At 69.1% G+C, this 15,310-nt stretch carries 12 protein-coding genes and 1 pseudogene; 7 read left to right on the top strand and 6 right to left on the bottom strand.

Translation table 11 applies throughout. The features are described 5' to 3' along the window. Window positions 1–54: 54 nt before the first annotated feature. A complete protein-coding gene (locus tag VKZ50_13325) occupies window positions 55–420 on the bottom strand; it encodes a cytochrome c (GenBank protein HLJ60701.1) in 366 nt (121 codons plus the stop codon). A gap of 301 nt (window positions 421–721) precedes the next feature. Between VKZ50_13325 and VKZ50_13330 the strand changes: the two genes are divergently transcribed. Then, window positions 722–1,105, top strand: coding sequence for a RidA family protein (locus VKZ50_13330; protein ID HLJ60702.1), 384 nt, complete (start codon window positions 722–724; stop codon window positions 1,103–1,105). 112 nt (window positions 1,106–1,217) lie between these two features. Here VKZ50_13330 and VKZ50_13335 read toward each other — a convergent pair whose 3' ends face one another. The 3 genes from VKZ50_13335 to VKZ50_13345 all read right to left on the bottom strand — a co-directional run bounded on the left by VKZ50_13335 (window position 1,218) and on the right by VKZ50_13345 (window position 3,321). Beyond that, window positions 1,218–2,132: an aldose 1-epimerase family protein gene (locus VKZ50_13335; GenBank protein ID HLJ60703.1), complete on the bottom strand. Its 915-nt coding sequence runs from the start codon at window positions 2,130–2,132 to the stop codon at window positions 1,218–1,220. An 11-nt stretch (window positions 2,133–2,143) separates the two neighbouring features. Then, window positions 2,144–2,650: a nitroreductase family protein gene (locus tag VKZ50_13340; protein ID HLJ60704.1), complete on the bottom strand. Its 507-nt coding sequence runs from the start codon at window positions 2,648–2,650 to the stop codon at window positions 2,144–2,146. 71 nt (window positions 2,651–2,721) lie between these two features. Beyond that, complete coding sequence (locus VKZ50_13345) at window positions 2,722–3,321, bottom strand: hypothetical protein (protein HLJ60705.1); 600 nt, start codon at window positions 3,319–3,321, stop codon at window positions 2,722–2,724. Window positions 3,322–3,643: 322 nt separating this feature from the next. Between VKZ50_13345 and VKZ50_13350 the strand changes: the two genes are divergently transcribed. Beyond that, on the top strand, window positions 3,644–4,648 hold the full coding sequence (locus VKZ50_13350) for an aldo/keto reductase (GenBank protein ID HLJ60706.1): 1,005 nt from the start codon (window positions 3,644–3,646) through the stop codon (window positions 4,646–4,648). 149 nt (window positions 4,649–4,797) lie between these two features. Here the strand turns inward: VKZ50_13350 and VKZ50_13355 are convergent. Together VKZ50_13355 and VKZ50_13360 are read right to left on the bottom strand one after the other, a co-directional pair. Beyond that, a pseudogene (locus tag VKZ50_13355) lies at window positions 4,798–4,944 on the bottom strand (Hsp20/alpha crystallin family protein). A 54-nt stretch (window positions 4,945–4,998) separates the two neighbouring features. After that, window positions 4,999–5,235 (bottom strand): hypothetical protein, encoded by a 237-nt coding sequence (locus VKZ50_13360; GenBank protein HLJ60707.1) that lies wholly within the window; start codon window positions 5,233–5,235, stop codon window positions 4,999–5,001. 627 nt (window positions 5,236–5,862) lie between these two features. On the opposite strand from VKZ50_13360, the gene VKZ50_13365 reads away from it, so the two are divergent. The 5 genes from VKZ50_13365 to VKZ50_13385 all read left to right on the top strand — a co-directional run bounded on the left by VKZ50_13365 (window position 5,863) and on the right by VKZ50_13385 (window position 15,242). Then, the gene (locus VKZ50_13365) at window positions 5,863–7,518 is read left to right on the top strand and encodes a hypothetical protein (protein HLJ60708.1); all 1,656 of its coding nucleotides are present in this window, start codon (window positions 5,863–5,865) and stop codon (window positions 7,516–7,518) included. A 205-nt stretch (window positions 7,519–7,723) separates the two neighbouring features. Continuing rightward, on the top strand, window positions 7,724–11,896 hold the full coding sequence (locus VKZ50_13370; protein HLJ60709.1) for a PAS domain S-box protein: 4,173 nt from the start codon (window positions 7,724–7,726) through the stop codon (window positions 11,894–11,896). A 150-nt stretch (window positions 11,897–12,046) separates the two neighbouring features. Beyond that, window positions 12,047–12,253, top strand: coding sequence for a hypothetical protein (locus VKZ50_13375; GenBank protein ID HLJ60710.1), 207 nt, complete (start codon window positions 12,047–12,049; stop codon window positions 12,251–12,253). Window positions 12,254–12,478: 225 nt separating this feature from the next. Next, on the top strand, window positions 12,479–12,949 hold the full coding sequence (locus VKZ50_13380) for a (2Fe-2S)-binding protein (protein ID HLJ60711.1): 471 nt from the start codon (window positions 12,479–12,481) through the stop codon (window positions 12,947–12,949). Between the two features lie 13 nt (window positions 12,950–12,962). Next, window positions 12,963–15,242 carry a molybdopterin cofactor-binding domain-containing protein gene (locus tag VKZ50_13385; protein ID HLJ60712.1) on the top strand — a complete coding sequence of 760 codons (2,280 nt, stop codon included), beginning with the start codon at window positions 12,963–12,965 and terminating at the stop codon, window positions 15,240–15,242. Window positions 15,243–15,310 lie beyond the last annotated feature (68 nt).

A 15,310-nucleotide genomic window follows, 5' to 3' on the forward strand; every position in this document is an offset into this window, starting at 1 on the left:
CATCCGGCGGCCCCCGTCCGCGCGATCGCCTTCGCACCGCCGCCGACCGGACCGCTATCGGTCAACGGGGGCAAACGTTTTGATGAAGTTGATGACATGCCACCGGTCCGCGTCCGCGATCTTGTCCTTGAATCCCGGCATCGGCGTGCCGGGCATGCCGTCCGTAATCCAGAAGTACAGCCGCCCGTCGGGGTGCGTATGTCCCGAACCGAAATGCGCCCAGAAGTCGATCGGGCGCGGGAACAATCCGGCGGCGTCCGGTCCGTCTCCGCGGCCGTCCACCCCGTGGCAGACCTGGCAGTACGCACGGTAGACCCGCTCGCCGGCCGCCAGCGATGCCGGCGTCGGAGGAAACGGATTACGTCGGGCGTCAATGGCGTCGGGTGCGGGGGGCGCCGACACCAGGGCCCGTGTAGCCATGATCGCAGCCAGCCCCACGGCCGCGAGTGCGACACCAAGCAGGAGCGTTCTTCGGTCCGGGATGGGCCGCACCTTGACGATCGACCTGAACTCTTGCGCGCACGCGGTACGCTCCAAGCTCTACGACGTCATCCGCACCGTTCCCTCGGGCTTGCACGTCGCGTCGTTCGCCCCCGCGTCCCGCCGGGCCGCGACAGGTCGTGTAGGAGCCCAGCGTGCGGTATGGAACAGTACGGCTGGACGGTCGCGGTGGCAACGGCGCATGGGTCGACCGCCGACGCGTTGGAAGGAGGCTCGGGCTATGGGACGGGAGAGCATATCGGTCAGCGGGGTACACAAGACGACCGGATATTCGCACGCGGCCAAGGCCGGCGGCTTTGTCTTTGCCGCAGGACAGATCGCCCAGGATGTGAACGGAAACCTCGTGGGCAAGGGAGACATCGAGGTGCAGGCCGTCCAGATCTTCGAGAACCTCAAGGCCGTGCTGGCGTCGGCGGGAGCGACGCTCGATGACGTCGTGAAGCTCACGACGTATACGACGAGCGTCACTTACCGAGCAAAGATCGCGGAGGTGCGGGCGCGGTACTACCATACGTACTCCCCGCCCAACACGTTCCTCGTGGTGGCAAGCTTGGCCATGCCAGAGTACCTGTTGGAGATCGAAGCCGTGGCCGCCCTGCGCTGACGGCCCGGGTCGGGTGTCGGCGACGTACCGGCATCGGGCGCAGGGACTGCGAGCGCGTCTCTGGCACAACCCACCGGATCCCGTCGGGGCGGCACGCCAGGGGGGGCCTGGGCTAGCGGATGCCGGAGGGGCTGGCCGTGAGTCCCCAGCGAGTCGCCACCGACTCGCCGGGGCGCAGTACACGCACTCCGGTCCCGGTCCGAAACGCGTCAGGCGGGCACGTCATCGGCTCGACGGCGAGGCCCCGCCGGCGCTCGGCCGGGTCGGGGAGCGGATCGCCCGTGAAGAGCATCACGTGAGTATACCCCTCGTCGACCCACAGGACGGTGTCCTCGAAACGGATGCGCGCCCGTCCATCCGCGTCGCACCCCAGGCCGAAGTAGCAGTCATCGAGCTGCAGATCGCCGATCAGACGCGAGCGGCGCAAGTCATACGCGGTGCGGTCGACGGCCTCGGTGTCCCCCGTCGGCAGCCCAGGCGGGCCGATCAGCAGCCGCCGCGTCGCCGGCACGAGCAGGGTCGCCTCGTTCACCCCACCGCAGCGGCCCGCCAGGTAGGGATGGTGCCCCGCCCCATAGGGCCGCGCGCTCGCGCCGTCGTTTCGGGCGGTCGTCTCTGCCGAGAGCCCCGCGGCGGACAGCTCGTAGGAGACTTGGAGCGTCAACATAAAGGGATATCCCGGCTGGGGATAGATCGTCGTGCCGAGAACCACCCGCGACGCGGTGTGCGCGATCGCACACCACGGGACCCAGGCGGTGAGCCCGTGGATCGCACTGTGCTCGCTCACGCGATTGATCGGGAGCTGATGCTCCTCCCCATCGAACCGGTAGCGGCCGTCCCGGATGCGGTTCGGCCAAGGCAGCAGCGGCAGACCCCGGCTCCCGGTGACGACGTCGTGCTCGGCATATCCATCGAGGATGGAACGCCCGTCGGCGCTGTACTTCCGCAGTCCGCCGCCGAGCTCGACGGCCACGGCTGCGTGGCGGTCAAACCGGTTGCGGTACTGCCGTCCGGTGGGAAGCCGCATGTCGCGGGGCGCTAGACGAAGGGCTGCTCGAAGCGCCCGCGATGCGCGACCTCCGAGAGCGGCTTGCGCTGCTTCTTGCCCAGACCGCGGCGCTGCGCCGGGTAGCCAAACGGAACGATCGCCAACACGTCCAGGGCATCGGGGATGCCGAGGAGCGGCTTCACCTCGGTCAACCCCAGAAAGCCCACCCAGTTGGAACCGACCCCCGCCGCCCATGCCGTGAGGACCATCGATTGAATCGCGCGGCTCCCGTCCGAGACCGCGAATCTCGTCTTCTCGATCGCCACGACAATCGCGAGCGGCGTCTGTGCGACGTACGGCCCGCTTCGCGCCAATGCGCCCAACTGGCGGAGCACCTCCCGGTCCTCGACGACGATGAAGTGCCAGGGCTGCCCGTTCATGCTGCTCGCCGTCAGCCGCCCGGCTTCGACGATCTGCCGGACGATCTCCGGCGGCACCGGCCGGTCTTGGTAGGCACGCACGGCCAGCACGGTGCGAACCGCGTCAAAGACGTCCATCGCCCGCCTCCCCCAGAACTTCCGCCACGGGCCATCCGAGCGGTCGGCGGCCCGTTTCGTTCCTGCGCCTCTCAGCCCCCGTGGCGCTCCGCCTTGTCCTGCCTCACCCGCAGCGCCCAATGTCTGCGTTCTTCCCGGACGAAGCCCCACGTCTGTACGAGCGCCCATGCCTCGGCTTCCTGGGCCTCGTAGTCGTTCATCCGGCCGACGTGGTGCGCCAGCGCGATGTGCGCGAGCTCATGGGCGACCTCCGCGACGACAATCGCGTCGGCTGCACGCTCCAGCATCGGCGACAGGTACAGCATTCGGGCGTGAGGGGCCCGCGGCAACACGATCTCGTCCGGCGGGTGTACGGTGACTGGAAACGGCCACAACCCAGCTCGCATCAACGGATGGGGGATGAACCACGAAAACGAGTCTTCGTCGGACGCCGCTTGTTGGAGCAACCGTTCGTACCAGTCGTCAGGAAGTCGCCGGAGCACCTCTGCGATCGCCCGGCATCGCCGGTTCGCGTCCGGACCGCTGAATCCGCTCTCCGTAGTCGGCCAGAGCGCCGTCCAAAGGACGGTCTCGAGCGCCCGGTGGTAGGTGGGGCCTGTCCTGGCAACGCGCTCCCGCATCGCGACCCTGCCCTTCTCCGGGTTCCATTCTAGATCGGATCGTTCATCCATCGCATTCACCTCGCTCCATCACAATCCCCCTCACCCGCCGTCCGCGACCTGGGACGCGCATATCTACTATGCTCAGGGCAATCTATGGGAGTTTCTCACCCCCTGCGATGCCGATGAGGTCCAGTCTATGACATTCACAGAACGATTCTGCGCCGGTGTGCCCAACCAACCCCCGTTTCGGTCCCCTCGGATGAAGGATTTCGCATCCTCGGAGTGAGGATTCCGGGCTCGCGGGTGCTGGCAGGGGACGTCTCGGAACACAGCTAAGAGTCCGAGCGATCGCCCGCCGCCGTCAGGTCACGGCCGGGCAAAAGGGGCCGCCATGGAACAGCGCCTGCTCGGAAAGACAGGCCTCCGCGTCTCCGCCCTCGGCTTCGGTGCCGGCGCAGTCGGAGGCCTGTTGGTGCGCGGCGAACGCGCAGACCAGACGCGGGCCGTCGCGCGAGCGCTCGATGCGGGCATCACGTACTTCGATACGGCGCCGAGCTACGGCGACGGACGCTCGGAGGAGAATCTCGGCGCGATCCTCGGCGAACTACGCGCGTGGCGCCGCGTCGCGGTCGGCACAAAAGTCCGCCTGCAGCCGGCTGACCTCGCCGATCCGGCTGCGGCCATCAGGCGCTCGTGCGAGGCCAGTCTGCGCAGGCTGGGGTGCGATGCCGTCGACCTGCTGCAGCTTCACAATCCCATCGCCAGCAGCGCCGCCGACAACACGGTCACCGGCAGCAGCCGCCCGGTTCCGCTGGACGTGGTCACCGGTGCCGTTGCCGAGGGGATGCGCGACGTTGTGGCACAGGGGCTCGCCCGACACGCGGGTTGCACTGGCCTCGGCGACGCGCGCGCCCTGCACGCGCTCGTCGCGAGCGGCGCGTTCGCCACCGTTCAGACCTACTTCAACGCGATCAACCCGAGCGCCGGCGTCGCGGGCGCCGCCGGCGGCGAGCAGGACTTCGCGGGACTGATCGGCGCCGCCGCGACCGCGGGCCTCGGGGTCGTTGCGATCCGCGTCATGGCCGCAGGCGCCCTGCTCGCGCGGCCGCAGCGACACCGAAACGCCGGGGATCCCGGCGCGCTGCTGGTCGACGGCGCGCGGTACAACCGCGACCTCGAACGTGCCCGCGAGATACAAGCGATCGCCGCTGAGCTCACCTACGACGGCCCGCTCGAACTCGCGCTGCGATTCGTCCTCGCCGCACCCGGGATCTCGACGGCGTTGGTGGGGTTCTCGAGCCCCGAACAGCTCGACGACGCGCTGCGCTGGACCCGCCGTGGTCCTCTTCCTCGGGCCGCGATCGACCGTGTTGTAGATCTGGCCCGCCGCCCGTGAAGGCCGGAGAGAACCCTCCCAGATCCGCGCGTTGGAATGCCGGGCCGCAGCGCGCTGCGGCCCGGCACCTTGTCCTGCGCAGGTGACGAACCGCGCCCGACCCGCGACCGCGGTGCCTGTGCGGTCACCGACGACGCCACTTGGACGTTGCCCGTGGTCGGCTTGGCGCGTTCCGTCTTCGGGTTCGTCACCTCGAGCACGCCGTCCTTGTGGACGGCCTTCGCCCCCTCGCCCTTGACCTCGCTCGGCAGCCTGCGCGTGAAGGTGCCGGCCCGAACCTCCCGGCGGTGATACGTATCCGTCGGTTCACATTCCGCCCAGCTCGCCGTGGATGGTGATGGTGCCGCTCGTCACTTGATGTTGAGGTTCTTCGGATCGATGTTCGGGAGTTCGGCTCTGACCACGACGTCGTTCTCCGTCTCGAACACGTCGACCACCGGCTCCCAGATCATCGCCGTCATGCCCACGCGCTCCGCCCGAACGCGGCGCGTGGCGTAGAATTCATCGAGGAGCCGGTTCACGGACCACCGCAGCGGGGCCTTCACGGCCGTTGACGGGATCCACGGATGCGGGGCTTCCGACCCCATGCTTGGCCGGGCAACACCCGTTGCCCGATCCCTACTTCCCGTGCCCTCCGACGCCAATTCCCCTCCACCGTGGTGGGCGAGGCGCTCGCGATGATCGTCGGCACGATCGCCGGCGGAGCCGAGGTCAGTTCGCGGGACGAGTGCCAGGAGAGATTCCTCCTGGCTGCGCGGGAATCGGAAATCGAGTGGGCGGACGCTCGGGATCGATCCGACCGCGTGCACTAAGAGCGCACCCGCACACCACTGGCTCGACGCGCCGCCGTGTCTGTCGCCCGCTGCAATCCAATCACCAGTGCCGCGCCGGGAGAAATGGCCGAAGAGCCTAGTCCTTTCGCATGAGTGGTCCGGTGACGACGCACCACCGGCTGGGAACTAAATGCTGGGGAGCAGATTCGACGGTGACAGCCGGATGGTGATTGAGACCGATGCGAGGATCGCTCCGAAGCGGTGTTCGATGAGCAGCTCCCCATCTCTGCGTGGACGTCCGTTCCGCGCTCAACCTGCGGAGCGATCCCCCCCGCTCGAACCTCGCGGCGCCCGGCGCACGCCGGAGACGCCCCATCCCATCAGCTAGGCTAGGCGCGACAAATCGGCAGCAGGTTCCAGAACCAAAAGGAGGCGATGTAGGTGGGCGGCGGTAACAAGACGCGCTCCGTTCTGTATCTCGTCATCACGGCACTGCTCGTCCTCGCGATCCCCGGGTGGTATGTGAATGCGACCGCTACGGTGGCTCACGCCCAGACCTCCGGCAACGGTGGCGGCGGCGGCGCGGGTGGTGGCGCCGGCAACGGCAACGGCTTGCCCGGTAACCCCGGGACCACCGTAGTGGGTGGCGGGACCGGCGGCTCCGGAGGGGCTGCGGGTACGACCGGCGGTAGCGGCGGGCACGGCGGCGCCGGAGGCGCGGGCGGCAGCAACAACACCAATACCTCCGGCAACGGCGGTAACGGCGGCGCGGGCGGCAGCGGCAGCAACAGCAACAGCGACGGTGGCAACGGTGGTAGCGGCGGGGCCAGCTCAGGAGGCAGCGGCGGCACCGGTGGTGCCGGCGGAGCGAACAACGGGAACGGCGGCGCCGGCGCCGCCGGCGGCGCGGGCGGCAGTTTCAACACCAACAACTCAGGCAACGGCGGCGCGGGTGGCGCCGGCGGAGCCAGTCAGAATAGCACTGGCAATACCCCGGCCGGTGGCAATGGCAACGGGGGCGCCGGTGGCACCGGCGGCGCGAATTCCGGTGGCAGCGGCGGGACCGGTGGCGGGGGTGGCACCGGGAACGGCAACGCCGGCGCGGGTGGCGCCGGCGGCAACGGCGGCAACGTCGGCGGCACTGCCACCGGCGGCAACAGCAATAACTCCGGAGACGGCGGTGCCGGCGGGGCCGGTGGGACCGGCGGCATCAACAACGGCGACGGTGGAAGCGGCGGGACTGGCGGAGCCGGCGTCGGCGGGAGCAGCGGCGGGACCGGCGGCACCGGTGGCGCCGGCAATGGGACCGGCGGCGCGGGCGGCACGGGCGGCGCGGGTGGTACGGCCAACAACACCGCCTCCGGCAACGGCGGTGCGGCTGGCGCCGGCGGAGCCGGCGGCAATACGAACGGCGGCGGCGGCGCGGGCGGTCTCGGCACGACAGTCGCCGGCGGTAACGGAGGAGCGGGTGGTAGCACGAACGGGACCGGTGGGGCCGGCGGCGCCGGTGGTGCCGGCGGGAACGCGAACATCGGTCAGACGACCGGGCCAGGGGCGCTGGGCGGCTCTGGGAATGGCGGCGCCGGCGGCAAGGGCGGTGCCGGTGGAAGCAGCAATGGCATCGGTGGGACCGGTGGGGCTGGCGTAAACGGCGGGGCCGGCGGGAACAGCAACGGTGACGGTGGAAGCGGCAGCGCCGGCGGCAGCGGCGGCAACAGCAACGCCAACGGCTCCGGCAACGGTGGCGCCGGCGGCAATGCCGGTGGTGGTGGTAGCAACAACGGCACAGGTGGTAACGGCGGGGCGAGCGCCGGCGCGGCCGGCGGCAGCAACAACGGCAACGGCGGCGGCGGCGGCGCGGGCGGTGGCGGCGGCAACAGCAACACCAACGGCTCCGGCAACGGTGGGGCCGGCGGCACGGGAGCGACGGGTGGCAACAGCAACGGCAATGCGTCCGGCTCAGCCGCTGGGACGAACGAGAACGGCAACGGCGGCGCGGGCGGTGGCGGTGGTACCGGCGGGAACAATAACGGCGGCAACTCCGGCAACGGCGGCGCGGGCGGTAATGGCGCTCCAGGCGGGAACAACAACAACTAACGCCTGAGCACGTCGTAGATCGGGGCGGGGCATGCGACTCGTGCATGCCCCGCCCTCGTCGTTGTTGTGAACATCCCTACGCGACGCGCGCCCCGCGCCGACGTCGCGTGGCCGCGCGGAACGTACCGTCTGTCGCCCGACGAACTGGGGCACACACTGCAAGGGCAGGCCGATACACGGTGAGAAACGAGGCGCGAACGGGCCGGTGAAGACTCCTTCGACCGACGACGAGCACAACCCGCGGACACCGCTCTCCATGCTCATCGTCGGAGACCGCCCAACCGACAGTGCCCTGGTGGTCGACAAACTTCGCCAGCACGGGTTCGACGTCGAGTGGCACCGCGTGGAGCACGAGTCGGACTACCTGGCACGCCTCAGCCCTGAACTGGATGTCATCGTGGTCGACGACGGCCTGCTGCAGGTGGACGCCCGCCGCGCGATCGCGCTGGCGAAGGACCGCAACCTCGATGTGCCGATCGTCGTGGCCGTGGCGGCGCTCGGAGACGAAGCCGAGGCGTTGGTGAGCCGGTGGGGCGCCACCGATTGCGTGGTCAAGCCACACCTGCCGCTGCTTGCGCACGTGGTGGAACGAGCGCGGACCCACCGACGCCTGCGACACGAACAGACGCAACTCCGCCGACGCTTGGACGCGTTCGTCGAAAATAGCTACGACGCCCTCGCGTTGATCGGTGACGATCTGAGAGTTCGGTACGCGAGCCCCTCGATTCGCCGCGTCATGGGCATCGAACTCAACGATTTCGTCGGACACGAAATTCTGGAGTTCGTGCACGCCGATGACCACGAGCAGGTCCGCCGCGCCTACGACGCGCTCCGCCGCGATCCGACCCGCACGCAGGCGTCGCTCATCAGGCACCGACACGGAGATGGGTCCTGGCGCTTGGTGGAGATCACCCGCCGCAACCTCCTCGCCGAACCCAGCGTGCGCGCCATCGTGGTCAACTTCCGGGACGTGACGGAGCGCGAAACGGCGCAGAACGCGCTGCAACAAAGCGCATCGCGGTATCGAGGTTTGTTCGAGAGGGTGCCCATCGGACTGTACCTGACCCGCACCAACGGGACGTTCGTGGACGCCAATCCAGCGTTCCTCGAGATGCTCGGGTATCCGGACCGCGCCACCCTTCGAGGAATCAACGCGACCTCGCTGTACGTCGACCCGGGCGCCCGCGAGCGGCTCACCGAGGCGCTCGAACGCGACGGTGTCGTGACGGGGTGGGAAAGCGCGCTCCGTCGGCGGGACGGCACGATCCTCTGGGGACGAGCGAACGTGCGCGCCGTTCACGACCCGACCGGCGAGGGGGACGGCCTCGAAGGCGCCATCATCGATATCACCGACCAACGCGCCGCCGAGACCGCCCTGCGGGACAACGAGCAGCGTTTCCGCGCATTGATCGAACACGGTTTTGATATCATCCTGCTCCTCGACCGACGCGGCATCATCCAGTACGCCAGCCCCTCCGCCGAGCGCGTCCTCGGCTACGAGCCCGACGCTCTCCTCGGCCGCGACCGCCTCGAGCTCGTCCACCCCGACGACCGCGCCGAACTGCGGCATCGGTTTGCGAGCCTGGTCGAGCACCCGGACGGGCAGGCGTTCACGCAAGCTCGGCTGCGGCACCGGGACGGCACGTGGCGCTGGACGGAGTCGGTGGCGACCAACCTGCTTCATGATTCCAGTGTGCAGGCCGTGGTGGCGAACTACCGCGACATCACCGTGCGAAAGTTGGCAGAGGAAGAGAACCAGCGACGTGCGGCACACCTCGAGACGATCAACGCGATCGTGGCGGCCGCCGTGTCGGCGCGCGACCTGGGGCAACTGCTGGAGCACACGGTCGACCTGACGCTCCACGCGCTGGGGCATACGATGGGGGGCATCTGGATCGGGACGGAACATCGGGGCAGCGGCATGTCGGCGGACGTGGGCCCGTCGATCCTGCGGGCGGCGGCGTCGCTGGGGCAGGTCCTTGACGCCTCGGAGGCCGTCGCGGACGCGCGTGCGCCCGACGCGCACGGGTTGGCATCCGTAATGAAGGGCCTCGGCATTCTCGCCTGGATCGCCGCGCCTATCCGGGCCGGGGGACGCGCGATCGGGGGCATCGCCGTGGCGTCACCGGTGCCGTGCGCGTGGCGCCCGGACGAGACTGCGCTCGTGGAGACCGTGGGACGGCAGATCGGCGAGGCGGCCGAGCGGCTGGATCTGTTGCAACGCGCCGAACGGCGCACGGCGGAGTTGTTGGCGGTCACAGACCTCGGCCGCCGGCTCCGCGAGGCGGCAAGTGTGACCGACATGTACCCCATCATCGTCGAACACGCCATGCAGGTGCTCGCGAGTGAACACGGAGCCCTCGCGCTCTTGAACGAAGACGAAGAGTCCTTCACGCGGGTGTACGCGAGGGGGGTCTCAACGGAACCGCCCGGATCGACGTTCCCCGCGGCCGGCAGTCGATCGATGGAGGTTGTGCGAACGGGCATCCCGCGTGTGGCCAAAGATATCGGCGAGGAGCAGCGTCCGCCGTGGATGGATCACTTCAGCTACCGAGACTTCGGCCCGTACCTCGTGGTGGCGGTGCGATCCGAAGCGGAGAGCATCGGGACCCTCACGCTGCTCCGACGGAAGACCGGCCAGGATCGATCGTTCAGCGAGGACGACGTGCGCGTGCTGATGGGGATTGCCGAAATCGCCGGCTCGGCCATCCGGCGAGGACGCCTGCAACAAAGCCTGGAGCAATCGTACATCGAGATGGTGCTCGCGCTAGCCCGGGCCGTGGACGCCCGGGACAGCTACACCGGCGACCACAGCGAGCGCATCGCCGCACGAGCCGTCGCAACGGCGCGAGCGCTCGGATGCACCGACGATGAGACACAGACCATCCATTGGGCCGCGTTGCTGCATGACATCGGCAAGCTCAGCGTGCCCGATCAGATCCTCAAGAAGCCCAGCCCGCTCACGGCGGCCGAGTGGGATGTCATGCGCGAGCATCCCACGATCGGCGAACAGATCTTGCGGCCGATCGAACGGATGCATGGGGTCGCCGCGATCATTCGCCACCACCACGAACGATGGGATGGTACGGGCTATCCCGACCGTCTGCAGGGCGACGAGATCCCGCTCGGGGCCCGTATTCTCGCGGTGGCCGACGCCTACAGCGCCATCATCGATACTCGAGCGTACGACGCGGGCAGGCCCAAGAACGAGGCGATCGCGGAGATCCGCCAGTGCGCCAGCACGCAGTTCGATCCCGCCGTCGCCGACGTCTTCTGCCGTGTGATCGAGCACGCCGACGCGGCGATCGTCCCGGTCGCGGAGATGGCCTCTGCGGGCAATGAGTCCATCCGATCACTGGCCTCGGCGGTGGTACAGCCGTTTCAGCAAAACCGGCACCTCCGCCGCGCCGCCCCGGCGGTGGCGGACGTGGCACAACGACTCCTGCGGCCCCTCGATCTCACGGCCGTGCTCGAGGCGATCCTGAGCCAGATCCAGAGTGTGTTCGGGTATCCGATCTGCGGCGTGCTTCTGCTGGATGAGCGGACCCGAGAGCTGCGCGTGGCCGCCCAGCGCGGGTTCGATCCCGATGTCGTGACCGGACTGCGGCTCCGGGTCGGCGAGCAAGGGATCGCCGGCTGGGTCGCGCAGCGGGGACGGTCCTACTACGCGCCTGACGTTACCCTGGATTCTCTGTACGTCGCGGGGTCATCGTCCGCGCGGTCGAACGTCGCGTTTCCGCTGATGGTCGACGACCGGACAATCGGTGTCCTGGACGTCGAGAGCCCGAGCGTCGACGCGTTCCCGAAGGAAACCCGCGAATTCCTCGCGACGTTCGCGGTCCTCGCCGCGCTTGCCATTCTCCGCGCCCAACGGGACGAGAATCTCAGCGAGCTCGCGCGCACCGACGGGTTGACCGGCCTCGCGAACCATCGGGCGATCCTGCAGGATCTCGAGCGCGAGATCGTACGCGCCCGCCGCAGCGGCCACCCCGTGTCGGTGGCGCTCGTAGAGATCGATGGGTTCAAGCGGCTCAACGACAAGTTCGGTCACCTGCAGGGCGATCTGGTGCTGCGGGAGGTGGCCGACGTGCTCCGCCGGCATTCTCGCGCCGGCGATCTCGTCGGGCGGTTCGGCGGCGACGAGTTCGTGCTGGTGCTGCCCCAGGCGACAAAGAACGTGGCCGCACAGATCGTGGAGCGAGTGCGGGGGCACGTCGAGGAGATCCGCGTCCCGGGCAACGAGCGCACGTTGAGCGTCAGCATCGGACTGGCCGCCCATCCCGCCGACGGCGACGATCCGGACGGTCTTCTGGAATCGGCAGATCACGCCATGTATCAGGCGAAGCGCAACGGCGGCAACCGCGTGTGCGTAGCCTAACGGACTCCCTCGAGCGCATCGATCGGCGTAACAAGTTCATCACCTCTCGCGTCGACCGACATCCAAACGCCCCGTCCGAGGTTATTCATGCGTGAACCACGACAGAGAGTGCGCGCCTCTCTGATTCCGCCACACAAGGAGGCACCGCCCATGCGTCAACTGGTTGCAGCGATCCTGGTGGGGGGCGCGCTCTCGACGAGCATGTCCGGAGCCTTTGCCAACGACATCGCGGAGCGGTCGTTCCCGCGGCACAACGGGTACGTCGCAGCGGAGGACCAGAACCAGGCCGCGCCGATGACCCCGGTCGACAACCGGGAACCGCCCAACTACCCGACGTCGACGAGCCAGAACCAGTAGCGCCGGCGCGGCAGACTGCGGCGGCCGTCGCGAGCCAATCGCTGGTCGTCCCTCCCCCCGTGGTCGTGTGACGAAAACGTGACACGATACCTGTGACATTAGTAGGTGAACTCGGTCTCTCCCGCAGCACCGATTCGCGCGCTCGGAGGTGGCCCCGCATTGAACGGAGATCCCACGGATCGTCGCCGCCAGGTGGCGGTGCTGGCGGCGTCTCCTCTCGCCCCGATCCCCTCGGGCGCTCGCCGTCTCGCCGTCAACGGAACCGTCCACAGCGTTCGCCTCCCGCCGGATACCCCGCTGCTGTATGTCCTCCGAGACGAATTGCATCTGCACGGACCGCGCTTCGGCTGCGGGCTCGGTCAGTGCGGGGCGTGTACGGTCCTGCTCGACGGCACCGCGGTGCGGTCATGTACCCTCCCCGTTTCCGCCGTCGGCGACCTGCCGGTCACGACCCTGGAGGGCCTGGGTACCCCCGATCGGCCGCATGCGGTGCAGCAGGCGTTCATCGAGGAACAGGCGGTGCAGTGCGGGTACTGCATCAACGGCTGGATCATGACGACGGTGTCGCTCCTGGCGAAGACGCCCAATCCGAGCGACCCCCAGATTCGGTCCGCCTTGTCGGGCTTGATCTGCCGCTGCGGCGCGCACATGCGGATCTTCAGGGCGGTCAGACGCGCCGCTCAACAGCGGAGCTGAGGGAGAGATGCGCATGCGGCGCCCATGGGCTCTCTCTCGACGCCGGTTCCTCAAGACCTCAGGTGCGATCGTCGTCGCCTTCGCGATGCCGCCGGCGGTCCTTGGCTCGCACCCGGACGCCGCCGGGGCCGCGCCGGCTCGAAACGCCTCGGCGGACCCGGCACAGTTGGATTCGTGGTTGGCGATCGCTGGGAACGGCAGCGTCACGGTGCTCACAGGCAAGGTCGAGCTCGGGATGGGCGTGTCGACAGCCTTTGCGCAGATCGTGGCCGAGGAACTCGACGTCCCCGTCCGGGCGGTTTCGGTCGTGATGGGAGACACCGCGAGGACACCCGATCAGGGGGGCGTAGGCGGAAGTACGTCGATCTCGATCGGCGCCAAGCCGGTCCGGCAGGCGGCCGCGGAGGCCCGGCGGGTGTTGTTGGACCTTGCGTCGGCCCGCCTCGGGGCGCCGGCCGCCCAGCTCTCCGTCCGCGATGGCGTCGTACGGCGGGTGGACGACCCGACCCGCACCGCGTCGTACGGGGAGCTGATCGGTGGACGACACTTTGATGTCGCGCTCACAGCCGGCGGTGGAAGCTACACGCTCGGTGTGACGGGGAGCGCCCGGCCGAAATCTCCGGACCAGTACACGATCGTCGGCACCTCGGTGCCGCGCATTGACATCCCTGACAAGGCGACCGGCCGGTTTACGTATGTGGTCGACGTGCGTGTCCCCGGTATGGTGCACGGCCGGGTCATCCGTCCTCCGGTCCCCGGGGCAACACTGCTCCGCGCCGAAGACGCGCCAGGCGTGCCGGGGTTGATCAAGGTCGTGACGAGAGGAAACTTCGCCGGGGTCGTGGCCGAAACCGAGTGGGGCGCGATTCAGGCGGCGCGAACGCTTACCCTGAAGTGGTCCATCACGACCGCGACCTGGCCAGCCATGGCCGACCTGTACGCTGCGATGTGGGCCATGCCCGCCCGCACACGCCGGGTGATGGCACAGGTCGGCGATGTGGACGGGGCCTTGGCGTCGGCGGGTCGCACGATTCAGGCCCGCTACGAGTGGCCCTTCCAAGCGCACGCGATGATGGGCCCCGGTTGCGCGGTGGCCGAGGTTCGTGATCGAGGGGCCACGGTTTGGTCAAGTACGCAGCATCCGCACCAACTCCAGCGGGGGATAGCCGAACTACTCGGCTTCCCGGCCGACGCCGTGCATGTGATCTGGGTGGAAGGCGCCGGCTCGTACGGCCGCTCCGGGGCCGAAGACGTGGCGGGTGACGCCGCCCTGCTGTCGCAGGCCGTGGGCCGGCCGGTGCGCGTGCAGTGGATGCGAGCAGACGACACCGCGTGGGACCCCAAGGGACCGCCGGTCGTCATGGCGGTCCGCGCGGGCTTGGACGAGCGAGGGACCATCGTCGCCTGGGACTACCTGGCGCGCGCGTTCTCCGGCAGCGGGATTCCGCCGAGCCCGGCCACCGCGGGGAACCTGCTCGCGGGTCAGTTGACGGGACGGTCGGCGGCAGGCGTCGACGTCCCCACGACCGTGCAAGAAAATTACGCGTTCGCGGCCAAACGCAAAGTCGGCGAGATCGTCCCCTGGCCCCAAGACGGCTCGCCGCTGCGCACGTCCAACCTGCGGGCTCCCAGCCAGCCGGCCACCACGTTTGGCGGGGAGTCGTTCGTGGACGAGATCGCGGCCGCCGTCGGGGTCGATCCGCTGGAGTTCCGCCTGCGCTATCTCCGGAACCCGCGCGACCTCGCGGTGGTGCGAGCGGCCGCCCAGCGTGCCGGGTGGACCTCGCGACCGTCGCCGCAATCGGGCATCTCGCGCTCGGGCCTGGCCACGGGCCGCGGCATCGCCTACGCGCCGCGCGGCAACACCTTGGTTGCGACCGTCGCCGAGGTGGAGGTCAACCAGGCGACCGGACAGGTCCACGTGACTCGCCTGGTGATCGCCCACGACTGCGGGTTGATCATCAACCCGGATGGCCTCCTCGGGACGATTGAGGCAAACGCGGTGCAGTCGACGAGCCGGTCCCTCAAGGAGGAGGTACACTGGGGTCCGTCCGGCGTGACCAGCGTGGATTGGGTCACGTACCCGATTCTTCGGGCGCCGGAGATCCCCGATCACATCGAGGTCGTCCTGATCAACCGCCCGGATCTGCCGCCGTTTGGAGCCGGGGAACCTGCGTCGGTGACGACGGCGCCGGCCATTGCCAACGCGATCTTCGACGCGACGGGCGCGCGGTTACGCACCGTCCCGTTCACGCCTGCGCGGGTCAAGACCGCGCTTCAACACCGCGCCTAGCGGGGTTGGCGCACTCAGCCCCGCGCGGATCCCGGGCTCCAGCGGGTTCGCGGTCAGCCGGAGCCCAC

The organism is bacterium, from assembly GCA_035295165.1.
Lineage (GTDB): Bacteria > Sysuimicrobiota > Sysuimicrobiia > Sysuimicrobiales > Segetimicrobiaceae > JAJPIA01.